The 19,422-nt window shown below is 65.3% G+C and carries 16 protein-coding genes; all 16 read left to right on the plus strand.

Annotation, left to right across the window (positions count from 1 at the left end):
- Positions 1 to 237 precede the first annotated feature (237 nt).
- Genes tssA through P9217_RS06140 form a run of 16 tightly spaced genes read left to right on the plus strand, consistent with a single transcriptional unit; the run spans position 238 to position 19,411 of the window.
- A complete protein-coding gene (gene tssA / locus P9217_RS06065; protein ID WP_067327623.1) occupies positions 238 to 1,437 on the plus strand; it encodes a type VI secretion system protein TssA in 1,200 nt (399 codons plus the stop codon).
- Positions 1,438 to 1,442: 5 nt separating this feature from the next.
- On the plus strand, positions 1,443 to 1,979 hold the full coding sequence (tssB, locus tag P9217_RS06070; RefSeq protein ID WP_066989057.1) for a type VI secretion system contractile sheath small subunit: 537 nt from the start codon (positions 1,443 to 1,445) through the stop codon (positions 1,977 to 1,979).
- A gap of 3 nt (positions 1,980 to 1,982) precedes the next feature.
- Complete coding sequence (tssC, locus tag P9217_RS06075; RefSeq protein ID WP_066989059.1) at positions 1,983 to 3,488, plus strand: type VI secretion system contractile sheath large subunit; 1,506 nt, start codon at positions 1,983 to 1,985, stop codon at positions 3,486 to 3,488.
- 59 nt (positions 3,489 to 3,547) lie between these two features.
- Complete coding sequence (locus tag P9217_RS06080) at positions 3,548 to 3,997, plus strand: Hcp family type VI secretion system effector (protein WP_170950255.1); 450 nt, start codon at positions 3,548 to 3,550, stop codon at positions 3,995 to 3,997.
- Complete coding sequence (tssE, locus tag P9217_RS06085; RefSeq protein WP_067327620.1) at positions 3,984 to 4,736, plus strand: type VI secretion system baseplate subunit TssE; 753 nt, start codon at positions 3,984 to 3,986, stop codon at positions 4,734 to 4,736. Before P9217_RS06080 ends, tssE begins: the two co-directional genes overlap by 14 nt.
- 1 nt (position 4,737) lies before the next feature.
- Positions 4,738 to 6,612: a type VI secretion system baseplate subunit TssF gene (tssF, locus tag P9217_RS06090; RefSeq protein WP_127246508.1), complete on the plus strand. Its 1,875-nt coding sequence runs from the start codon at positions 4,738 to 4,740 to the stop codon at positions 6,610 to 6,612.
- Positions 6,576 to 7,658 (plus strand): type VI secretion system baseplate subunit TssG, encoded by a 1,083-nt coding sequence (gene tssG / locus P9217_RS06095; protein WP_278086414.1) that lies wholly within the window; start codon positions 6,576 to 6,578, stop codon positions 7,656 to 7,658. Before tssF ends, tssG begins: the two co-directional genes overlap by 37 nt.
- On the plus strand, positions 7,655 to 9,103 hold the full coding sequence (gene tagH / locus P9217_RS06100; RefSeq protein WP_067327611.1) for a type VI secretion system-associated FHA domain protein TagH: 1,449 nt from the start codon (positions 7,655 to 7,657) through the stop codon (positions 9,101 to 9,103). The genes tssG and tagH overlap by 4 nt, the downstream gene beginning before the upstream one ends.
- Positions 9,104 to 9,106: 3 nt before the next feature.
- Positions 9,107 to 9,559, plus strand: coding sequence for a type VI secretion system lipoprotein TssJ (gene tssJ / locus P9217_RS06105; protein WP_066989071.1), 453 nt, complete (start codon positions 9,107 to 9,109; stop codon positions 9,557 to 9,559).
- Positions 9,560 to 9,596: 37 nt separating this feature from the next.
- Positions 9,597 to 10,931 (plus strand): type VI secretion system baseplate subunit TssK, encoded by a 1,335-nt coding sequence (tssK, locus tag P9217_RS06110; RefSeq protein ID WP_067327608.1) that lies wholly within the window; start codon positions 9,597 to 9,599, stop codon positions 10,929 to 10,931.
- A 4-nt stretch (positions 10,932 to 10,935) separates the two neighbouring features.
- The gene (tssL, locus tag P9217_RS06115) at positions 10,936 to 12,270 is read left to right on the plus strand and encodes a type VI secretion system protein TssL, long form (protein ID WP_067327605.1); all 1,335 of its coding nucleotides are present in this window, start codon (positions 10,936 to 10,938) and stop codon (positions 12,268 to 12,270) included.
- Positions 12,270 to 15,812, plus strand: coding sequence for a type VI secretion system membrane subunit TssM (gene tssM / locus P9217_RS06120; RefSeq protein WP_278088275.1), 3,543 nt, complete (start codon positions 12,270 to 12,272; stop codon positions 15,810 to 15,812). Before tssL ends, tssM begins: the two co-directional genes overlap by 1 nt.
- Positions 15,794 to 16,333, plus strand: a complete 540-nt coding sequence (tagF, locus tag P9217_RS06125; RefSeq protein ID WP_095827000.1) for a type VI secretion system-associated protein TagF — start codon at positions 15,794 to 15,796, stop codon at positions 16,331 to 16,333. The genes tssM and tagF overlap by 19 nt, the downstream gene beginning before the upstream one ends.
- Positions 16,333 to 17,433: a DUF2169 domain-containing protein gene (locus P9217_RS06130; RefSeq protein ID WP_127215018.1), complete on the plus strand. Its 1,101-nt coding sequence runs from the start codon at positions 16,333 to 16,335 to the stop codon at positions 17,431 to 17,433. Before tagF ends, P9217_RS06130 begins: the two co-directional genes overlap by 1 nt.
- A complete protein-coding gene (locus P9217_RS06135; protein ID WP_127215019.1) occupies positions 17,430 to 18,452 on the plus strand; it encodes a 3-oxoacyl-ACP synthase in 1,023 nt (340 codons plus the stop codon). Before P9217_RS06130 ends, P9217_RS06135 begins: the two co-directional genes overlap by 4 nt.
- Positions 18,452 to 19,411, plus strand: coding sequence for a DUF4150 domain-containing protein (locus P9217_RS06140; protein ID WP_245456962.1), 960 nt, complete (start codon positions 18,452 to 18,454; stop codon positions 19,409 to 19,411). The genes P9217_RS06135 and P9217_RS06140 overlap by 1 nt, the downstream gene beginning before the upstream one ends.
- The last annotated feature ends 11 nt before the right edge of the window (positions 19,412 to 19,422 follow it).

Raw genomic sequence — 19,422 nt, forward strand, 5'->3', positions numbered from 1 at the left:
GCGGCACTGCCCGGTTACACAAGCTCTGCAATGTCGTGCAAGAAATACCGGATTGCGGTGCGGGCTATGCGAGCCATTTCACATACCCGGCCCGGCAATCGCGCAATGGGTTTTGCTGAAAGAAACGGTCGCGTTTAGCATCCGTTAGTTTTTGAGCAGCTGCTCAATTGTCGTGACGCGAGGCCGGTGGTAACGTTGCGTCACATAGGGTCTCAGGGCCGCTGGCTGGGGGTTAGTGTGATTGATCTCGCACTCTGGCTGAATCCTCTGAACGGTGAAAATCCGTCGGGAGAGGACTTGCGTAACGACCCGGCCTTTCATGAGCTGGAGCGCCTGACCGAACAGCAGAAAAAGGTCGAATACGAAGGAAACAACAAATCGGAAGTCGATGTTCCGGTCGACTGGTCCGTCGTACTCACCAAGGCGGAGGAGTTGCGGTCGCACGGGCGGGACCTGCGCCTACTCGTCCTGGTTGTGCGTGCCCTTGCCAACGAAGAACAGCTGGGCGGGCTCGCCGAAGGCCTGACGCTGATCGCCCAAACCTTCGACAGGCATTGGGAAACGATGCATCCGGCACTGCGCTCTGGCGCCACGCCGCGCGAGGCTGCCTTGCGGCGCATCAATGCGCTGATCGACCTGCAAAACAGCCAGGACGGGCTGCTCAAGGATCTGCGCGGCATGGTCTTCTTTGCGCCGCGCACGGTCGGCCCGATCAAGGGAGAGGACCTGGAGAAGGGCAGCCTCGACGAACACGTCATGCTGCAGGAGGCTGCTTCGGGACTGGGCGCGGCGGAAAAGGCGGCGCTGGTGAGCGGCCACAACCAGCTGGTGAACCGGGTGCGCACCGGGTGCAAGGCGCAAGTCGATCAGGCCGGCGAGGCGATGACCTCGCTGCTCGCCGACGCCCGCGCGGTGATCGCCGCTCTCGACGAGGTCGACGCCGCCCTCAACAAGCGCATCGACGGCAATGGCCCCGCCATTCCGGAATTGAGACGCTTCCTGCAGCGATTGCTGACGACGCTGGAGCGGAATTCCGCCGCCGGTGCCGGGGCGAACGGGGCCGCAAAGCCAATCCCGCAGCCGGCGGAACCGGCAGCGCCCGGCCCAAACGGCCATGGTGCCGAAAGGATGGGCGCCGAAGCGAGGGGAGCCGAATCGATGGCAAGTGTCGCAAGCTATGCGGAACCGGGCGCCGGGCTGCCCGACCGGATCACCTCGCGCGACGACGTCGTCAAATGCCTGGATCTCGTCGTCGCCTTTTATGACCGCACCGAGCCGTCGAGCCCGATCCCGCATCTCGCCCGCCGCGTGCGCCGCATGGTGCACATGGATTTCGTGGAATTGATGGAAGATCTCGCCCCATCGGGGCTGAAGGAGTTCCGGCTGCTTGCCGGTGTCCCCGATCCGAAGAAGCCGGCCCAGAAGGATGAAAGGTAACAAGCATGCCAGCAGAGAGCAAAGCGAAGGTCATCGAAAGAAACCGCGCCCCGCGCGTGCAGATCGCCTATGACGTCGAGACCTACGGCAGCCCGACAACGATCGAACTGCCGTTCGTCATGGCCGTGATGGCCGATCTTTCCGGCGCTTCACAGACCAAGGAAGCGGTGAAGTCAGTGCTCGACCGCAACTTCGTCGAGACCGACGCCAATCGGTTCCCGAAGTTCATGGAGGCCATGGGGCCGCGGGTGAAGGCACGAGTAAAGAACACACTCCCGCAAGCCGAGGGCGCCGAGCGGGACGAAGAGCTCGCGATCGATCTCACCTTCTCCAAGATGGGCGATTTCGCGCCGGACAAGATCGCTGAGCAGGTCCCGCAACTGGCCGAGATCCTCAAGATGCGCCGGCAGCTCGAAGAGCTGCTCGGCTTCATGGACGGCCGCGTCGACGCCGAAAAGCGCATCGCGCAGCTTCTGAACAACGAACCGCTGCTGAGCAAGATCGCCGGCCAGGCGATTTCTGAGGGCAAGGGCGAGGAGTAAGTCATGGCTGAACAGCAAAAAACCGCAGCCGCCACCGCCGAGGCGGAAGCGATTGACCTCGGCGAATTCAGCGGCCTCCTGGAAAAGGATTTCAAGGTCAAGAAGGACGACAGCGAGAAGCTCCAGCAGCTGGTGCGCAACCTGGCGCTGGCGGCGCAGTCGCGCTCCGAAACCACCACCATCTCGTCCAATGCGATCAAGTCGATCAAGTCGCTGATCGCCGGCATCGACAAGATGCTGACGACGCAGGTCAACGAGATCCTGCACGCGCCGGAAGTGCGCGAGATGGAAGGCACCTGGCGCGGCCTCTGGTATCTCGTCAACAACACCGAGACGGATACGAAGCTCAAGATCCGGGTGATGAACATCTCCAAGGAACAGTTGGCCGACACGCTGGAAGACTATGAAGGCCAGATGTGGGACCAGAGCCCGATCTTCAAGAAGGTCTATACGGACGAGTATTCGATGCTGGGCGGCGAGCCGATCGGCTGCATTCTCGGCGCCTACGAATTCTCGAACCATCCGCGCGACGTCGGCCTGCTGCGCAACATCTCCGGCGTCTGCGCCTCGGCGCACACGCCCTTCATCGCCGCCGCCTCGCCGCGCCTGTTCCGCATGGACAGCTGGCAGGAACTGCCCAACCCGCAGGACCTGCAGATGATCGTCAACAACCCGGCCTATGCCTCGTGGCAGTCGCTGCGCGAGAGCGAGGACGCCCGCTATATCGGCCTCACCATGCCGCGGGTGCTGGCGCGCCTGCCTTACGGCTCGGAAACCGTTCCGGTGAAGGGTTTCACCTTCGAGGAAGAGGTGGGAGGCGACCACAACAAATATGTCTGGATGAACGCCGCCTTCCCGATGGGCGTCAACATCAACCGCAGCCACAAGCTTTTTGGCTGGGGCACACAGATCCGCGGCGTCGAAAACGGCGGCACGGTGCTCAACCTGCCGGTGCACGCGTTTCCGACCGACGACGGATCGATCGCGATGAAATGCCCGACGGAAGTCGCCATCGACGACCGGCGCGAAGCGGAGCTCGCCAAACTCGGCCTGATGCCGATCCTGCACCGGAAGAACACCGACCTTGCGGCCTTCATCGGCGCCCATTCGCTGCAGGACGACGAGACCCGAGCCGGGCGTCTGGTCGATCCCGACGCGCAGGCCAACGAGCGGCTCAGCGCCAACCTGCCCTACCTGTTCCCGGTCTCGCGCTTCGCCCACTACCTCAAGGCGATCGCGCGCGACAAGATCGGCTCGTTCAAGGAACGCACCGACATGCAGATCTGGTTGACCGAATGGATCAACCGGTACGTGCTGGCCAATCCAGCCTTTGCCGACGACAAGGCGCGCGCCAAGCGCCCGCTCGCCGCGGCCGAGGTCCAGGTCGACAGTGTCGAAGGCCGGCCCGGTTACTACAACGCCCGTTTCTATCTGCGTCCGCACTACCAGCTGGAAGGCATCAATGCCTCGCTCCGGCTGGTGTCCGAACTGCCGTCAGTGAAGGGGTGAAATCGCAAGCATAGTCATCTTGTTTGGTTTGAGAGCGGTGGAGAAAGACAATGCCTTCAATGAAGATCGATGGTTTTCTGAAAGTTCCGGACATCAAGGGTCCCAGCGTGCGCGACGGCCACGAAGATGAGATCGAAGTCCATGGCGTCGACTACAAGATGATCGCGCCTTACGATCCCAATTCGCTCTCGCGCCGCGGGCGCGTATCCTTGGGGATGATCAAGTTCACCAAGCATTACGACAAGGCGTCGCCTTACCTGAAGAAGGCGCTGTTCGACAACAAGGCGCTCGACGAAGTGGTGTTTTCGGCGCGCCGCACCATCGACGGCGAGACCAGCGATTATCTGGTGGTGACGCTCACCGACGCTTCGATCATGGAATACGACATGAAGCAGGCCGATGACGAGGCCGACCTGATCGAGGAAGAAGTGAGCTTCGCCTACAAGAAGATCAAATTCGTCTACGACAAGGACGACGAGATCGAAATGGATGTCTATGTCGGCAAGTGAGGCCAAAAGGCCCGGCGCAAGGGCGCAGCTCGCCGGCAGTTCGCGAGCAAAGCGCGAGGCGGTCCAGCCCTCCCTCTGGGACCGCCTCATCAACGACCTGCCCGGGCTGACGTCGGAGATCGAGGGGCTGCGTCGCCTGCTGGAAGAAGAACTCGGCGCCGAGCGCGTCGAGGCTCTTCTTGCCGGCAGCGCACGCACCATCGATGCCGATGCGGAACTCACCCCCGACCAAAAGCGGCGCCTGCACCGTCTGGTGTTCCAGGCCGAACATCGCGCCGAGATCGAAAGCCGCGGCGTGGTGGTGTCGGCGCGGGTGCTCAGGGAAGCCGTCCGGCGCGACATCGAAGCCTTGTTCAACACCGAGCGCTTCGAGTCCGTTCCGATGCTTTCCGATGCCGAGCACGAACAGCCCCTGGACGAGCTGCCGTCGCTTGCCGACTTTCCGGAGGTGCGCCGCAGCGTCGTGAACTACGGCGTGCCGTCCTTCTCCGGCCGCTCCTCGCGGGACTTCGACCGCGATACCCTGGCGCGCGAGATCCGCGCGGTGCTCGCCACCTTCGAGCCGCGGCTCAAGGAAAGCGCCACGACGGTCAATGTCACCCTTGGCGACAAGAGCGTCGGCCTGAAGATCGAGATCGACGCCGTGCTGATCATGACGCCGACGCCGGAGCGCATGCGGCTGCGCACCACGATCAATCTCGACAACGGCCTGGCGCGAACCGAATTCCGGGAGACCTGAGATGGATCGGGTCTTCGTCGAATATTACGAAGAAGAACTGACCCATATCCGGGCGCTCGCGGCCGAATTCGCCGATATGCATCCGGCAGTCGCCCGCAATCTTTCCCTCGACACCGTTCCCTGCCCGGACCCCTATGTCGAACGGCTGCTCGACGGCGTGGCCTTCCTTGCCGCGCGCACGCGGCTGAAGGTCGACGCCGAGCGCTCGCGCTTCTCGCGCGCCGTGCTCGACGTGCTTTACCCGGACCTGGTCACCCCGGCGCCGGCAACGGCGATGGCGGTGCTGAAACCCGGCCAGCAAGTGCAGTCGATGATCGCCGGTCATACAGTCGCGCGCGGCACACGACTGGTCTCCAGCCTGCATCCGGGGCTGTCGACGCGGTCAACCTTCAGCACCGCGCAAGAGATCACGCTATGGCCGATCGCGATCACCTCCGTCAGCTATTTCCAGGATCGCAGCGCGCTGGCTGCCGCCGGCATCGGCCCAGTCGCCGGCGCGCGCGGCGAGGCAGCGCTGCGCGTCGCGCTTGCGCGCACCGGAAAGGGCAAGCTCAGCGAGCTGTCGCTCGACCGTCTCGATCTCTATTTCGCCGGTCGCACCAAGGCGCCGCTCCTGTTCGACGCGATCTTCGGGGCCTGCTCGGCCGTCGGCGCGCGGGCGGAAGGAAAGACCAATCCGCTATCGGCGCTGCCCGAGCCCGAGATGGTCGGCATCCGCGACGACGAGGCGCTGATGCCGCGCACCCGCCCGACCTTCGAGGGCTACCGCCTGCTGCGCGAATATTTCATGGTCCCCGAACGCTTCCACTATGTGCGGGTCGCCGGCCTGCAGCCGGTGGTGCGCAGATGCGAGGCGGGGATGGAGATCATCTTCCTGTTCCGCCGCCCGGTGCCCGAGCTCGCCGACGTTGCGCCGGCCGATTTCGAGCTCTTCGTGACGCCGCTGATCAATCTCTTCGAGCGCGAATGCAACGTCATCGAGATCGATCCGCGCAGGACAAGGCAAGTGCTGCATGCCGATCGAACCAGAGCGCGCGATTTCGAGATCTTCCGCGTCACCCGAGTGGAGAATGCCGACGCGGAGGGCAGCGAGGCCGAGATTCCCGAGCTTTTCAGCCTGGGGCAGAACCGCGGCAGCGGCTGGGTGTATTCGACCGAGCGGCGCCCTCGCAGGGCCACCGAAGATGAGCGTCGCGACGGCCTGACCCGCACCTCCTACACGGGAGACGACGTTTTCCTCTCGGTGTCGCGCCCGGCCGGCAGCCCGGCCAACCGGCCGCTCAAGCGCCTCGACATCATGGCGCTTTGCACCAATCGCGACCTGCCGATCCTCGACGACACACCGACACTGACGCTAGAGACGGCGGACCCGGTGGAGGCCGTCAGGCTGCTCGGCGCGCTGCGGCCGCCCCAGCCGTCGATCCCGGCGTCGCTGCCGGCGGGCGCCGAAGGCGAATCCCGCGCCGACAATCTTGCCTGGCGGCTGGTGGCGCAGCTCTCGCTCAACTTCTTGAGTCTCGCCAAGGAAGGCCGCGGCGTCGATCCGCTGCACGCGCTGCTCGATCTTTATGCCGACCGCGGCGACCCGAGCCTCGCCCGCAACGTGCATTCGATCACCCGCATCGACTCGCGCCCGGTGATCGAGCGGCTCAAGATCGACGGGCCGATGTGCTTCGGGCGGGGCACGGAAGTGACGCTGCATGTCGACCAGTCGGTGCTGGCGGGCCAAAGCACGCTTTTGCTTTCGGCCCTGCTGGCGCGGCTGTTTGCCCGCCATGCCGGGATAAACGGTTTCGTGCGGACACGCACGCGGCTGCTGCAGAAGCAGGAGGATGTGCCATGGCCGATGACGCCCGGCAATCGCTACCTGATCTAGCACGACCCGCCCCGAGCGAAGCCGCCCCAGACGGAATCGGGGCGTTGTCGGAAAGCTTCGACTTCTTCGAGCTTCTGCGCCGGCTGGAGCAGAGGGGCGGGCTGTTCGGCTATTCCGGCCAGGCCAATCGCGAGCCGGCGCGGCTCGGCCAGCATGTCCGCCTGAGCTTCTCGGCCAGGGACGTGATGAAATTCCAGGAGGCGGGCGAAAAGGCTCCGGCGCGGGTGACCGTCGCCAATCTCGGACTGCTCGGGCCCGAAGGGCCGATGCCGCTGCATCTGACGCGCTGGGTGCTCGACCGGCTGTCGCAGCGCTGGTTCACCGGCACGCAAGCGGAGCAGACCAGCGACACAACCTTCGTCGACTTCGTCAACATCCTGCAGCACCGGATGATCGCGCTTTACTACCGCGCCTGGGCCGACGCACATCCGGCGGTGCAGGTCGAGCGCTCGATCGGCGGACGCGTCCGCGCCATGCTGGAAGCAATGTCGGGGATCGGCCTTCCCGGCACCCAGGATGCCGAACTCGACGCTGTGCGGCTGCGCCAGGCCGGATCGCTGGCCAGCCAGGTCGACGGTCCGGAACGGCTCACCTTGTTTCTTGCCACGGCCTTCAAGGTGCCGGTCGAGATCAAGGAATTCGTCGCTTCCTGGATCACCATACCGGCGGCACTGCAGAGCCGCGTCGGCAAGGCCTATGCGGCGCTCGGGCGCGGGGCGACGATCGGCCCGCGCGTCTTCAGCCGCCAGAGCCGGATCGAGTTGCGCGTCGGCCCGCTCGATCTCGACGACTTCAAGTCCTTCCTGCCTGGAGAGCGGCGCCTCGCCCTCTTCAAGAAAGCGGTGCGCGACATGATCGGCGAAGCGCTGGATGTCGATTTGCGCATCGTGCTTGCGCGCGACGCCGTGCCGCCGCCGAAGATCGGCACCGTCCAGCTCGGCCGAACCTCCTGGCTTGCTCGCCCCGCCGAGAAGGGAGACGCCGACGATCTCAAGCTCCGCACTGTCGTCGGCTGGCGGCCGGAAATGGCGGAGGCGGCCGCATGAGCCTGCTGCTGACGCTGGAACAAGGCCCGCGCTCCCAGGTGGTCAGGCAGACCCGGCTGGACGAAGGCGAGCTGGTGATCGGGCGCAGCGCCGATGCCGGCTGGCAGATCGACGATCCGGACATGTTCGTGTCGCGCGCCCATTGCAAGATCAGCGGCGGCCGCGACGGCTACTTCGTCACCGATACATCGAGCAGCGGGCTTTTCATCGACGATTCCGACAGCCCGCTCGGCACCGGCAGGTCGGCACGGCTGCAAAGCGGCATGCGTTTGAGACTGGGCGACTACGTGCTCTATGTCGAGGTCCAGCCAAGCGCGAGCCAGACTTCGGTCGGTGAGGCCGCCAACCATTCCGCCGCCGCCTGGTCGGCGCCTCAGCAGCGATCTTCGCCCAGCATCGGCGGCGACGATTTCTTTTCGGCCAAGGTCGAGGAGGAGCCGCGGCGGCCGCGGCCGGCCGATCTGCCGGACCCGTTCGAGCAGCCTGTGCCCGGCGCGTATGACCGCGCCTCGAACCAGCGCAGTTCGCCCGCCTTCGACGACCCATTCAGCCTCGACCCGGTAGCGACACCGGCCTCGGACGACGACTCGGCAACTGGCCGGTCCGATCCGTTCGGCTTCGGCGACATGCCCGCGCGCGGCGATACGGCGCAGCCGGCGCCGAAACCGACCGGCTTCGACGACTTCGGCTTCGGCCCAGCCGCGACGCCTGCCTCCGCCAACGGCGCGCATACGGCCCGTCGCAGCGAGCAGCCAGCCGAAAAGCCGCAGGTCGCTCCTCCGCGGGACTTGCCGGCGCGCACGCCCGAGCCGCCTCCTCCGCCGCGCCCGGCTCCCGCGCCCAGGCCGTCCCGTGCAGTTCAGCCTGTGCCCGGCGATATGGCGCTGCGCGCCGCCTTCCTGCGCGGCATGGGGGTCGAGGAGGCCGATTTTCTCGGGCGCGACGCGATCGCCGAGATGGAAAAATTCGGGCGCGAGTACCGGCTGATGCTGGACGGCCTGATGCAGCTTCTGCGCAAGCGCGCCGAGGAAAAGGGCAGCGCGCGCGTTGCCCAGACGGTGGTCGGCGCCTCCGAGGTCAACCCGCTCAAATTCCTGCCGACGGTCGAGGATGTCATCGTCACCATAATCTCGGAGCGCAGCCCCGGCTTCCTCTCCGGCGAGGCGGCGATCGGCGATGCGGTGAAGGATCTCGCGCAGCATCACGTGCGCGCCTGGCGCGGCGTTCAGGCAGCGCTGCGGCGCATGATCGACCGGTTCGATCCGGCGACGATCGAGGAAGAGCTGAAATCCAATTCCGCGATCGGCAACCTGCTTGCGGGCGGCCGCAACGCCAAGCTGTGGGAGCTTTACCAGAAACGCCATCGCGACATCGCCCAAAGCGCGGAATCGAGTTTCCTGGGCGAGATCGGCGCAGACTTCAGGGATGCATACGAAGAGGAGTAGGACATGATCGATCGACGCGAATTCATCGTTGCCCTCGGCGCGACGGGGCTGCTTGCGGCTTGCCAGAGCGGCCCGCCGAAACCATCGGTTATCTCGGTCAACGTGACCGGTGGCGCCGGCATGAATCCGGGACCCGGCGGCGGCGATCGACCGGTGACTGTGCTGGTGATGCGGCTTGCCAGCACCGGCAAGTTCAATTCGGCCGATTATTTTGCGCTGCAGGGCGATGCGGGGTCCGCACTTGGAGCCGACCTTATCGGATCCGATTCGATCTCCGTCGCACCGGGCAAGACGGCGGCCAAGACCATCACGGTCGAACCGAACGCGACGGCGCTCGGCTTCGTCGCGCTGATCCGCGAACCCGGCGGACGCAACTGGCGCACGACCAAGTCGGTGTCGGCGGGATCGAAATTCACCATCAACGTCACGCTAGGCGGCGGCGGTATTTCCGCCTGACGGCGAGACAGAAGTTGGCAGTGCAGAGAGCAGCGGCATGAGCGACGCAAACAGGGTGCTATGGTCCGAGGGGCTCTTCCTGAGAACCCAGCATTTCCAGCAGCAGGACCGGTTCTTCGAGGCGATGGTGCGGGGCGCGCTGCAGGCCGGCCAGCTCCATACGTTCGGCTTCCAGCAGCTAACGCTCGATCAATCGCTGCTCGATGCAGGCCAGGTTTCTATCGTGTCCGCCCGGGGTATTTTCCCCGACGGCACGCCCTTCTCCATCCCGGAAATGATGGACGCGCCGAAACCGCTGCCGGTCACGGCGGATACCGGCGCCGGGCCGGTGCTGGTCGCGCTGCCGCTCGAGCCGCCCGGCGGCGTCGGTTTCGACCCGGCGCATGCCGCGTCGACCGGCGCGCGCTATCACGGCAGGATCGTGTCGGTGCGCGATTCCGTGCAGGGCGGCGCCGACCCGGAAGAGATCGAGATCGCCCGCCCGCAGGCGGTGCTGCTTGCGCCCGGCAAATCGGTCGGCGGCTATACCGCGCTGCCGGTCGCCGACATCAAGGGCGTGCGGGCCGACGGCGGCGTCTCGCTCGACGAGAGCTTCCTGCCGCCGACGCTGATCACGGGCGCGGTCGCCTGGTATCGGCAACTGCTGCAGGAGGTCGTCACCGGTCTCGACCAGATCGCCGAAGCGCATGGCAAGATGGTGATGGGAGGCCCCGGCCGCAGCGTCGAGGACCTGCTGATGCTTCATCTTGCCAATGCGGCCAAGCCGCGGCTCGCCCACATGCTGGCGCAAGATGTCTTCCATCCGGCCGAGCTCTACCTCGAGCTCGCCGGCCTCGCCGGCGAAATGGCGACTTATGGCTCCAGCTCGCGCCGGCTCGGCGAGCTGCCGGCCTATGACCACATGGCGCCCGGCCCTGCCTATATGGCCCTGGCGGACGCCTTGCGCTCGCTGATCCTCAGCCTGCGGTATATCGAGCCGAAATCGCGCGCGCTGCCGGTCATGCGGCATGCCACCAATGTCTGGAAGGTGCGCATCGACAACCCGAAACTTCTGGTGGCCAGCCGCATCGTCATCCGCGTCGGCTCCGAACTGTCGGAAGACGCGCTGCGCAAGATCTTCGTCAACCAGGCCACCGTCGGGTCCGCCGACCAGTTCGAGGGGCTGTGGAAGTCGCGCCTGCCCGGCATTCCGCTGAAGCCGCTGCATTCGCAGCCGCGCGAGATCCCCTATGACGGCGACCGGCTGTGCCTGGAGCTGGACCAGAAGAGCGAGCATTGGGCCTCGCTGCTCGACGCCCCCGGTTTCGTCATCGGCGTTTCCGGCGTGCTGCCAAGCGAGCCGCAGGTCGACTGCTATTCGGTGAACAGGTGAGGCCATGAGCCGGGATGATCCTTTCGGACTGTCGGAGGATCGCGAACGCACGCGCATCAGGCTGACGGGCGCTTCGCCCCGGCCGATGGCGCCGCTGGCGCCGGGCGCGCCGGTGAAGCGCGCGCGCGCCCATCCCAATGTGCTGATCAATAGCTTCGCGCCGCTGCTCGAATTCGCGCCGGAGCTGGAAAGCGCGCTGGCGCCAGAGAACCCGGAAGTGCTGCGCACGCGCCTGCTCGAGGAGCTCGTGCGCGCACGCGACGCCGCGATGGCCGCGGGCTCGTCGCTGGAGCGGGCCGATCAGGCCGCCTGGGCGGTGGCGGCCTTGCTCGACGACCTCGCGCTCAACACGCCCTGGGGCGGCGCCAGCGCCTGGCCACGCCAGCCGTTGGTGGTGATGCTGCGCGGCGACGTCGATGCCGGCACGCAGTTCTTCTCGCGGCTCGACGAACTGGAGAGGCATCCGAACCGCGACCGCGAAATGCTGGAGTTGCAATATTATTGCCTGGCGCTCGGCTTCCGCGGCAAATATCGCGTGCCTGGCCGCGCCGGCGACCGCTCGCTCAATGCCGTTCGCGTGGCGGCGGCGCGCTTCCTGCGCAATGCCGACGCCGAAGATGCGCCGCTGTCGCCGAACTGGAAGGGCGTGATCGCCTCGGACGAGCCGCAGCGCTTCATCGTACCGATCTGGGTGATGGCGCTGGCGGCCGTGGTCATCGCCGCCGCTGCTTATGTCGGCCTGTCGATGGGGCTGAGCAGCCAGGCGGTCGAGCTCTCCGCCCTGGTCCGCGCTTTGCCGCCGCCCTCGCGGGGCGACGTCACCCGCGCCGCGCCCAAGGTCGACGCGCCCGAACCCGAGGCGCCGCAGCCGGAACCGGTCGATTTTGCGCTGCTGCCTGAATTCAAGGCCGAGGCACCGGATGGTCTCAAGCGGGCGCTGAGCGGGACCGAGAGCGTGTCGCTGGCCAAGCTCGTCATCCAGTCTTCCAATCCCGAACTGTTCCAGTCGGCGCGGCCAACACTCACGCAGGGCTATGAGCCTCTAATCGAATCGATCGCCAAGGTGATCCTCGCCAATCAGGAACTGATCGGGAACGTCACGGTGGTCGGCCACACCGACAATGTGCGCCTGCAGAAATCGAACCCGCTTTCGTCGAACCAGCGGCTGTCGGAAGCGCGCGCCGAGACCATAGCCAACCTTCTGGTGCAGGCCGGCGTCCCGCAGGAGCGCATTCATTCGGAAGGCCGCGCCGAGACCGATCCGGTGGCCGACAACTCGACGCGCGAGGGCCGCGCGCTCAACCGCCGCGTCGAGGTCCTGGTCGAGAAGAGGCTCTGATGTTCATCCTGCGCTTCCTCTGGGCGGTTCTCACTTCGCGCTTCCTTTGGACGCTGATCGGCATCGCGCTGCTTTCCCTGCTGATCTGGGTGTTCGGCCCGATCGTCCAGGTCGGCCCGTATGCGCCGTTCGATTCCGACAATGTGCGCATCGCCATCATCGCCGGGCTGATCATCCTGTGGCTGATCTGGCTGATCATCGCGCAGCGCCGCGCGATCCGCGCCAACCGCATGTTCGTCGCCGAGATCGCCGCGCCCGTGACGGAAAAGCAGCTCACTCCTGGCGAGGAAAGCGTTGCCGCGGTCGGCGCCAAATTCGGCGAGGTGATGGCGGAGCTCAAGCGACGCAAGCTCGGCGGCCGCAAATTCCTGCGCGAGATGCCTTGGTATGTCATCGTCGGACCGCCGGCCACGGGCAAGACCACGGCGCTGCGACAGTCAGGCCTCAACTTCCCGATCGATCTCACCGACGATCTGCAGGGCGTCGGCGGCACGCGCAACTGCGACTGGTTCTTCTCGGAGAATGCGGTGCTGATCGACACCGCCGGCCGTTATGTCCAACAGGAGAGCCAGCCGGATGTCGACGCGACGGAATGGCTGGGTTTCCTCGATCTTCTCAAGAAGCATCGTGGCCGCCGCGCGCTCAACGGCGTCATCGTCGCGCTGTCGATCGATGCGCTTTCGGAAGGGGACGAAGCCATCAAGGCGCATGGCCGCAAGATCCGCCGCCGGCTGGCGGAGCTGAACGACCGCCTCGAAATCCGCCTTCCCGTCTACCTGATGCTGACCAAGGCCGACCTGATCAAGGGGTTCGAGGCCTTCTTCGGCGGTCTCTCGACCGCCGCCCGCGAGCAGGTATGGGGGACGACCTTTCCGCTCGATGCCCGGATCGATGCCAAGACCGTCGAAAGAGAGCTCGCCGCGCTTGCCACGGAGCTGGAGCGGCGGCTGGTGCCGCGTCTGGAGGACGAGGACAAGCTCGGATCGCGCGCGGAAATCTTCCGTTTCCCGGCCCAGCTCGCCAGCCTCTCCGAGCCGATCCAGGTGCTGATCGAGGCAATGTTCGGCGAAAGCCGCTACGAGGAAGCCGCCTGGCTGCGCGGCCTCTATCTGACCTCGGCGACACAGGAAGGCGCGCCGATCGACCGGCTGACGGCGGCGCTGTCCTCCTCCTTCGGGCTGCCGCCGCGTCGCGCGATGCTGGCGCCGCGCGTCGAGAAGCGCAGCTTCTTCCTGCGCAATCTCCTGACCGAGGTCATCTTCAAGGAAGCGGGTCTCGGCACCTTCGATCCGTTAGCGCAGCGCCGCCGCGCCTGGATCTGGCGCGGCGCGGCTGCGGCTTGCGCGCTTGCCGCCCTTCTGGCGGGCGGACTGTTCACCTGGTCCTATCTCGACAATCGCAACGCGATCACCGAGCAGGCTGGCCAGTTCGAGGCGCTGCAGGCGCCGCTGACCGACGTCTCCGCCACGCCGGCTTCGGTGGAGCAGCCGACGATGGATGGGGCGCTGGCCGCGATGGATGCGGTAGCGACGGCGCGCACCGCACCGCCGGATGCTGTCCACAATTTGCTCGGCCCGACCGCTTCGGCCGAGCTCGTGCGCGCCCAGACCGACACTTACGACCACGCGCTGCGCAATGTGCTCGAGCCACACATGGTGGCGCTGCTCGAGGCCACGATGTGGCGACAGATCCGCGATCCGGATTTCATGCTCGGCGCGCTGAAGACCTATCGCATGATGACCGGCCTGTCGCAGATGGACACCGACTTCGTGCAGAACTGGTGGGTGAACAGTCTGCCGGAATTCGCGCCCGCCCCGCCCTTCCCGACCGCCGACGCCGAACAGCACCAGCTTGCCGCGATCCGCCGCATGGCGGTCGACGACAGCTACATCGCCCCGGACAAGGAGCTGGTGGCCGAGGCGCTGAAGACGGTGTGCACCATCTCGCTGCCGGAGCGCGCCTACAAGCAGTTGCTCGCGGATCCGGAAGTGGCAGCCGTCAAGGAATGGGTGCCGGCCAATTTCGCCGGCCCGAACGGCGCCAAAGTGTTCGCGCGCCGCTCCGCCAAGACGCTGCGCGTCGGCGTTCCCGGCGCCTACACCTATGCCGGCTTCCACGACGCCGTTCTCGATCGCGTCGAGGACGTGGCGGCGCAGGCGGCGCTTGATCGCGCGGTGTTTGCCGGCGGCTGCTCGGAGAATGCCGAGACCTCGGTCTCGGCGCTGTCCGAGGACATTCTGAAGCTCTACTACGACGACTACATTTCGCAGTGGGACAGCTTCCTGCGCGACATGCGGCTGGCGCCGCTGACCGACCTCAATGTCGCAAGCGAAAATCTCAAGGACCTTTCGAGCGCCGATTCCGCGCTGAAACGCCTCCTCACCGCCGTCGTGCAGGAACTCGATCTCACCCGTTCCGACGAAGCGCCGGCTGACAACAAGAACGGCGCCGCCGCCAAGAGCGGCTCGAAGCTGCTCTCCAAGCTCGGCAAACTCGGCAAGGTCGTGAAGACGGGGGCGAAATTACTGCCGCGCGCGGGCTCGGCCGAGCAGGTCGACATGACCGGCAGCCTGGTGGCCGAACACTTCAAGCCGCTCAAAGGCACGATCGCCGAGGTAGACGGCCAGCCGCCGGCGCTCGACGCAGCCGTGGTGGCGCTGACGGCGCTGTCCAATGTGCTGCAGACCGTGTCGGCCAACCCCGACCCGCAGGACGCCATCAAGAAGCAGGGCGGCCTGGCCGAGCTGACGGGGGCGGTCGCAAGACAGGCGCAGATCCTGCCTTCGCCGATCAACGACTGGCTGGGCGGGATTGCCGGCGACACCAGCGGCCTGTCGCAGAAGGCGGTCACCAACGAGCTCAATGCCATCTGGCGCGCCGACATCCTGCCCTTCTGCCAGGCTGCGCTCAACAACCGCTATCCGTTCAGCCCGGACAGCGCGGTCGACGTCAATGTGCGCGACTTCCAGCGCCTCTTCGGCCCCGCCGGCCTGATCGACGCCTTCATCAACGACCATCTGATCAACTATGTCGACACCGCCAGCCAGCCGTGGAAATGGCGCGCCGATTTCGGCCTCGACGCGGCCGCGCTGGCGGCGTTCGAGCAGGCACGGCACATCCGCGACGACCTGTTTCCCGGCGGCACCGGCCCGGTGATGAACTTCACGCTGGAGCCAAAGGACCTGTCGCCCAACGTGGCGCGGGTGACGCTCAACCTCGATGGCCAGAACCTCGTCTACTACAACAACGCGACCCGGCCGCAGCCGATGACATGGCCCGGCAAGGACGGCACCGGCGTGATCTCGCTTGCGTTCCAGCCGGTCGACGGCTCACCCGAGGTGATGCTCAACGAGACCGGCAGCTGGGCGTGGCTGAGGATGCTGCGCAGCGGCAAGTTCGCCGGAACCAACCTTTCCGACGTCTATAGCCTGCGCCTCGGCACGAAAGGCATGTATGCCGATTTCGAGCTCAAGGCGGCCAGCGTCGAGAACCCCTACACACTCGAGATGTTCAAGAAGTTCACATGTCCGCCGCAGATATGAGCACCGGCTTCTACGGCAAGATACCCGCCACCGGCGATTTCGTGACGCGGCGGCTGCCGGGCGATTTCGTGCGCGTCTGGGATCGCTGGCTGGCGCAGCAGATCGTCCCGCTGTTTGGCCACGATGCGTGGCAGACGGACACTGCGTTGCGCTTTCTCGCCGGCCCCGCCTCGTTCGGCGCCTCGGCCGGCGTCATCGTGCAGAGCGCCGACAAGGTCGGCCGACAGTTCCCGCTCAGCGTCGTCGCACGGCTTGCCGAGGCGCCGCTCAGGCTGGCCTATTCGGATGCCTGGTTCGACCGCATCGAGGAAGCGGCCTTCGCCGCGCAACGGGGCGAACTGACGCCCGACGAACTGGATGCCGCGCTGGGCGCCCTGCCCGCGCCGGCGGTCGATGAGGATGGCGATGTCATCGACGACCTCGTCATGTGGACCGCGCGCACGGATATCTTCGACGTCGACCCGCAGGCGCCGCAAAAGACGGTGGAGCGGATCTTCGCCGCTAGCTGGGAGACCAGCTGATGCAGATCTGGAACCAGCTGGGTTTTCCGCATCAGTTCACCATGGGCATGGACAAGGCCGGACATGAGTGGATCGTGGTCGTGGTGAAGGGCACGTTCGATTTTCCGGAGAAGCCCGGCGGCCTCGTGCAGAAATCTGCGGAGCAAGTTCCGCTGGTCATGGCTGACACGCATACCGGCGCGCCCGGTTACTCAGCGACGCTGTGGGAGACCGACTTTGCTTTCCGCAAGCCGCGCTGCGACGTGATTGCCAATGGCTGCGCCTATGCACCGGGTGGACGCCCGGCGGAACGGGTGCCAGTCGGCATCAAGGTCGGCAACTGGTCAAAGCTTTTCGAAGTGGTCGGCCACCGGGAGTGGCGGGCCATAGGTCCGGTCTTCACCGCAACCGCACCGCAGCCCTTCCTGAAACTACCGATCTCCTACGATTTCGCTTGGGGTGGCGTCGACCGGTTGGACCCCGAGGATCAGCTTCCCGCCAGCTACAAATACAACCCGGTCGGCACCGGCTGGTCTCGCGCCAAGAACCAGCGTTTCATTCCAGGCCTGCGGCTGCCCAACACGCAGGCGGTCGATGAAGAAATCCGCTCCCCCTTCGGCGACTACCAGCCGATGAGCTTCGGGCCGATGGGGCGAGGCTGGCCCGGCCGCATCGAGTATGGCGGCACTTATGACCAGAACTGGATCGACAATGTGTTCCCATTCCTGCCGCAGGATTTCGACGAACGGTACTTCCAGATGGCGCCGCCTGACCAGCAAATCGATCATCCGCGTGGTGGCGAAGAGGTGGTGTTAGTGAACCTGACGCCGGAAGGGCGCGTAAGCTTCCGGCTGCCCTCGACCGCGCTGCCGATGACGCTGTTCAAGGGCGGCGAGAAGTCATTGGAGGAGAGCGTCCATCCGGACACTGTCCTGCTCGACCCAGAGAACAGTCGCTTCTCGCTCGTATGGCGCGTTTCGCAGCGCATTCACAAGACGATTCTCGATTTTTCGGAATGCTGGGTTGGGCCGCCCACGGAGTCGATGCTGCGTGCGCGTGCGACCGGTAGGGACTATGTCCGTAGTGAGGGGACCGCTCCCGAGGAGGTGGAAGACGCATGAGCATAAGGCTCGACATTGCCTCGGTCGGCATGGTGACAGCGGTCGGTCTCGATGCGCCGTCGGCCTGTGCGGCAATGCGCGCGCGCCTGGATGGCTTCCAAGAGACAAGGTTCGTCGGATCCGGGACTGACTTTCAGATCGGCGCGCCCGTGCCGTTGCCGCGAGACTGGATTGGCGAAAAGCGCATGGCGCACTTGGCCGCGGCCGCGATTTGCGAGGCGTTCGACGCTGTCCCGCAGGCGCGAGGCCAGACCGCACTTATCCTTTGCCTCGCCGAGGAAGATCGCCCGGGCCGTCCGGTCGGCGACAGCTTCAGCTTGCTCCGCAGCGTTTCGGAGATCACGGAAATCGAACCCAGCATTCGCTCGCGCATCGTCGCGCATGGCCGGCCTGCCGGACATATCGCACTTGATCAGGCGCGGAGGATGATTTCGTCCGGTGACGTGCCCTATGTGATGATCGCAGGCGTTGACAGCTACCTGACTGCGCCTACGATCGCTTATTATCTCGGCGAAAATCGTCTGCTTGCCGCCGATAATCCTAATGGCTTCATTCCGGGTGAAGCTGCCGCCGCCGTCCTGTGCACGCGCTCGCGTAGCGATGGGCTTTGCCTCTTCGGACTGGGTTTGGCGCGTGAACCCGCACCGATCTACAATGCCGAGGATCTGCCGTTGCGTGCCGACGGCATGACTTCGGCTTACAGTGCTGCGTTCAAGGAAACCGGCATTGAGATGAACCGGCTCGGCTACCGGATCGCCGACCTTATCGGCGAACAATATTGGTTCAAACAGAGCGCTTTAGCGAGCCTGCGGTTGCTACGCGGGCGTCACGATTTTCAGGACATCTGGTCGCCTGGCGAATCCCTCGGCAATGTCGGCGCAGCCGTGGTTCCACTAATGATCGGCATGGCCTGGACGGCCGCCCGCAAGGGATATGCCGCCGGCAATCCAGTGCTGATCGAGGCATCGAACGATGCCGGTGCCTGCGGGGCGGCAATACTGGCCGCGAGGGCAGCCTGATGACTGTCTACGCGAACGGCCTCGAGGTCGCATGCAAAGCACAAGCCAACAAGGTGATCGCTGCCTTTCCGGACGTCTGCTTCACTCCACCTGAAAATCCTGCAACTCCGCCAGGCGTACCCATTCCCTATCCCTCGTTCGGACTCGATTCCGACACCGACAATGGCACCGGCACCGTCAAGATCGGTGGCCAGACCATCACCCAGAAGAACAAATCGTACTATACCAAGACCAGCGGCACTGAGGCCGGGTGCGCGGCTAAGAAGGGCGTGATCACCTCGGTCAACACTGGCAAGGAGTATGCCGTCGCCTGGTCGGGCGACGTGAAGGCGGATGGCGAACCAGTCAGCCGCATGACTGACCTGTCGACCAACAATCATGCTTCACCGACCGGCAATGCACCGCCTTGGCCGAAGATCGGAAAGTTGAAAGTTGGCAAGCAGTCCTGCACCTCGATCCTGGCAAAGCTCGGCATGAAGGTGCACCGCTATGGCGACGCAAGCAAGGAATGCGCGTCCAACCAGCAATCGGACCACATCCTGCAGAACGCCTGTTTCCAGAATTCGCGCGGCGGCCAAGCCATCAGCACAACGCCCAGCTATACGATGAACGATGCGCCCTGCGTCTGCCTGGAAGACGCCACCGATCCGAACACCGAGCATGGCCGCAAGACAGCCGCTCAGGGCGAATGGGCAAAGGCACAGCGCGCGAAAGGCACGAACCCAACCTACGAGGAAGTTCGAGAAGCCAATATGGAGGCCATGAAAAAGGCCAAGAACATCCCGGACGGACCACGAGGCAAGGAGCACCCCGCCATCGAATGCCTGAGGATGATTTGTGACATTCACTTCAAGGAGATGATGAGCGGACCTGAGAAAAACAAGGACAGCACCGAGGCGCGCGCACCAGCGACCGGAAAGTTCAAACCTACCCCATCGAGCACGGTTCGCAGACGCTAAGGAGAGATAAC

The organism is Mesorhizobium sp. WSM4989 (assembly GCF_029625795.1).
GTDB lineage: Bacteria > Pseudomonadota > Alphaproteobacteria > Rhizobiales > Rhizobiaceae > Mesorhizobium.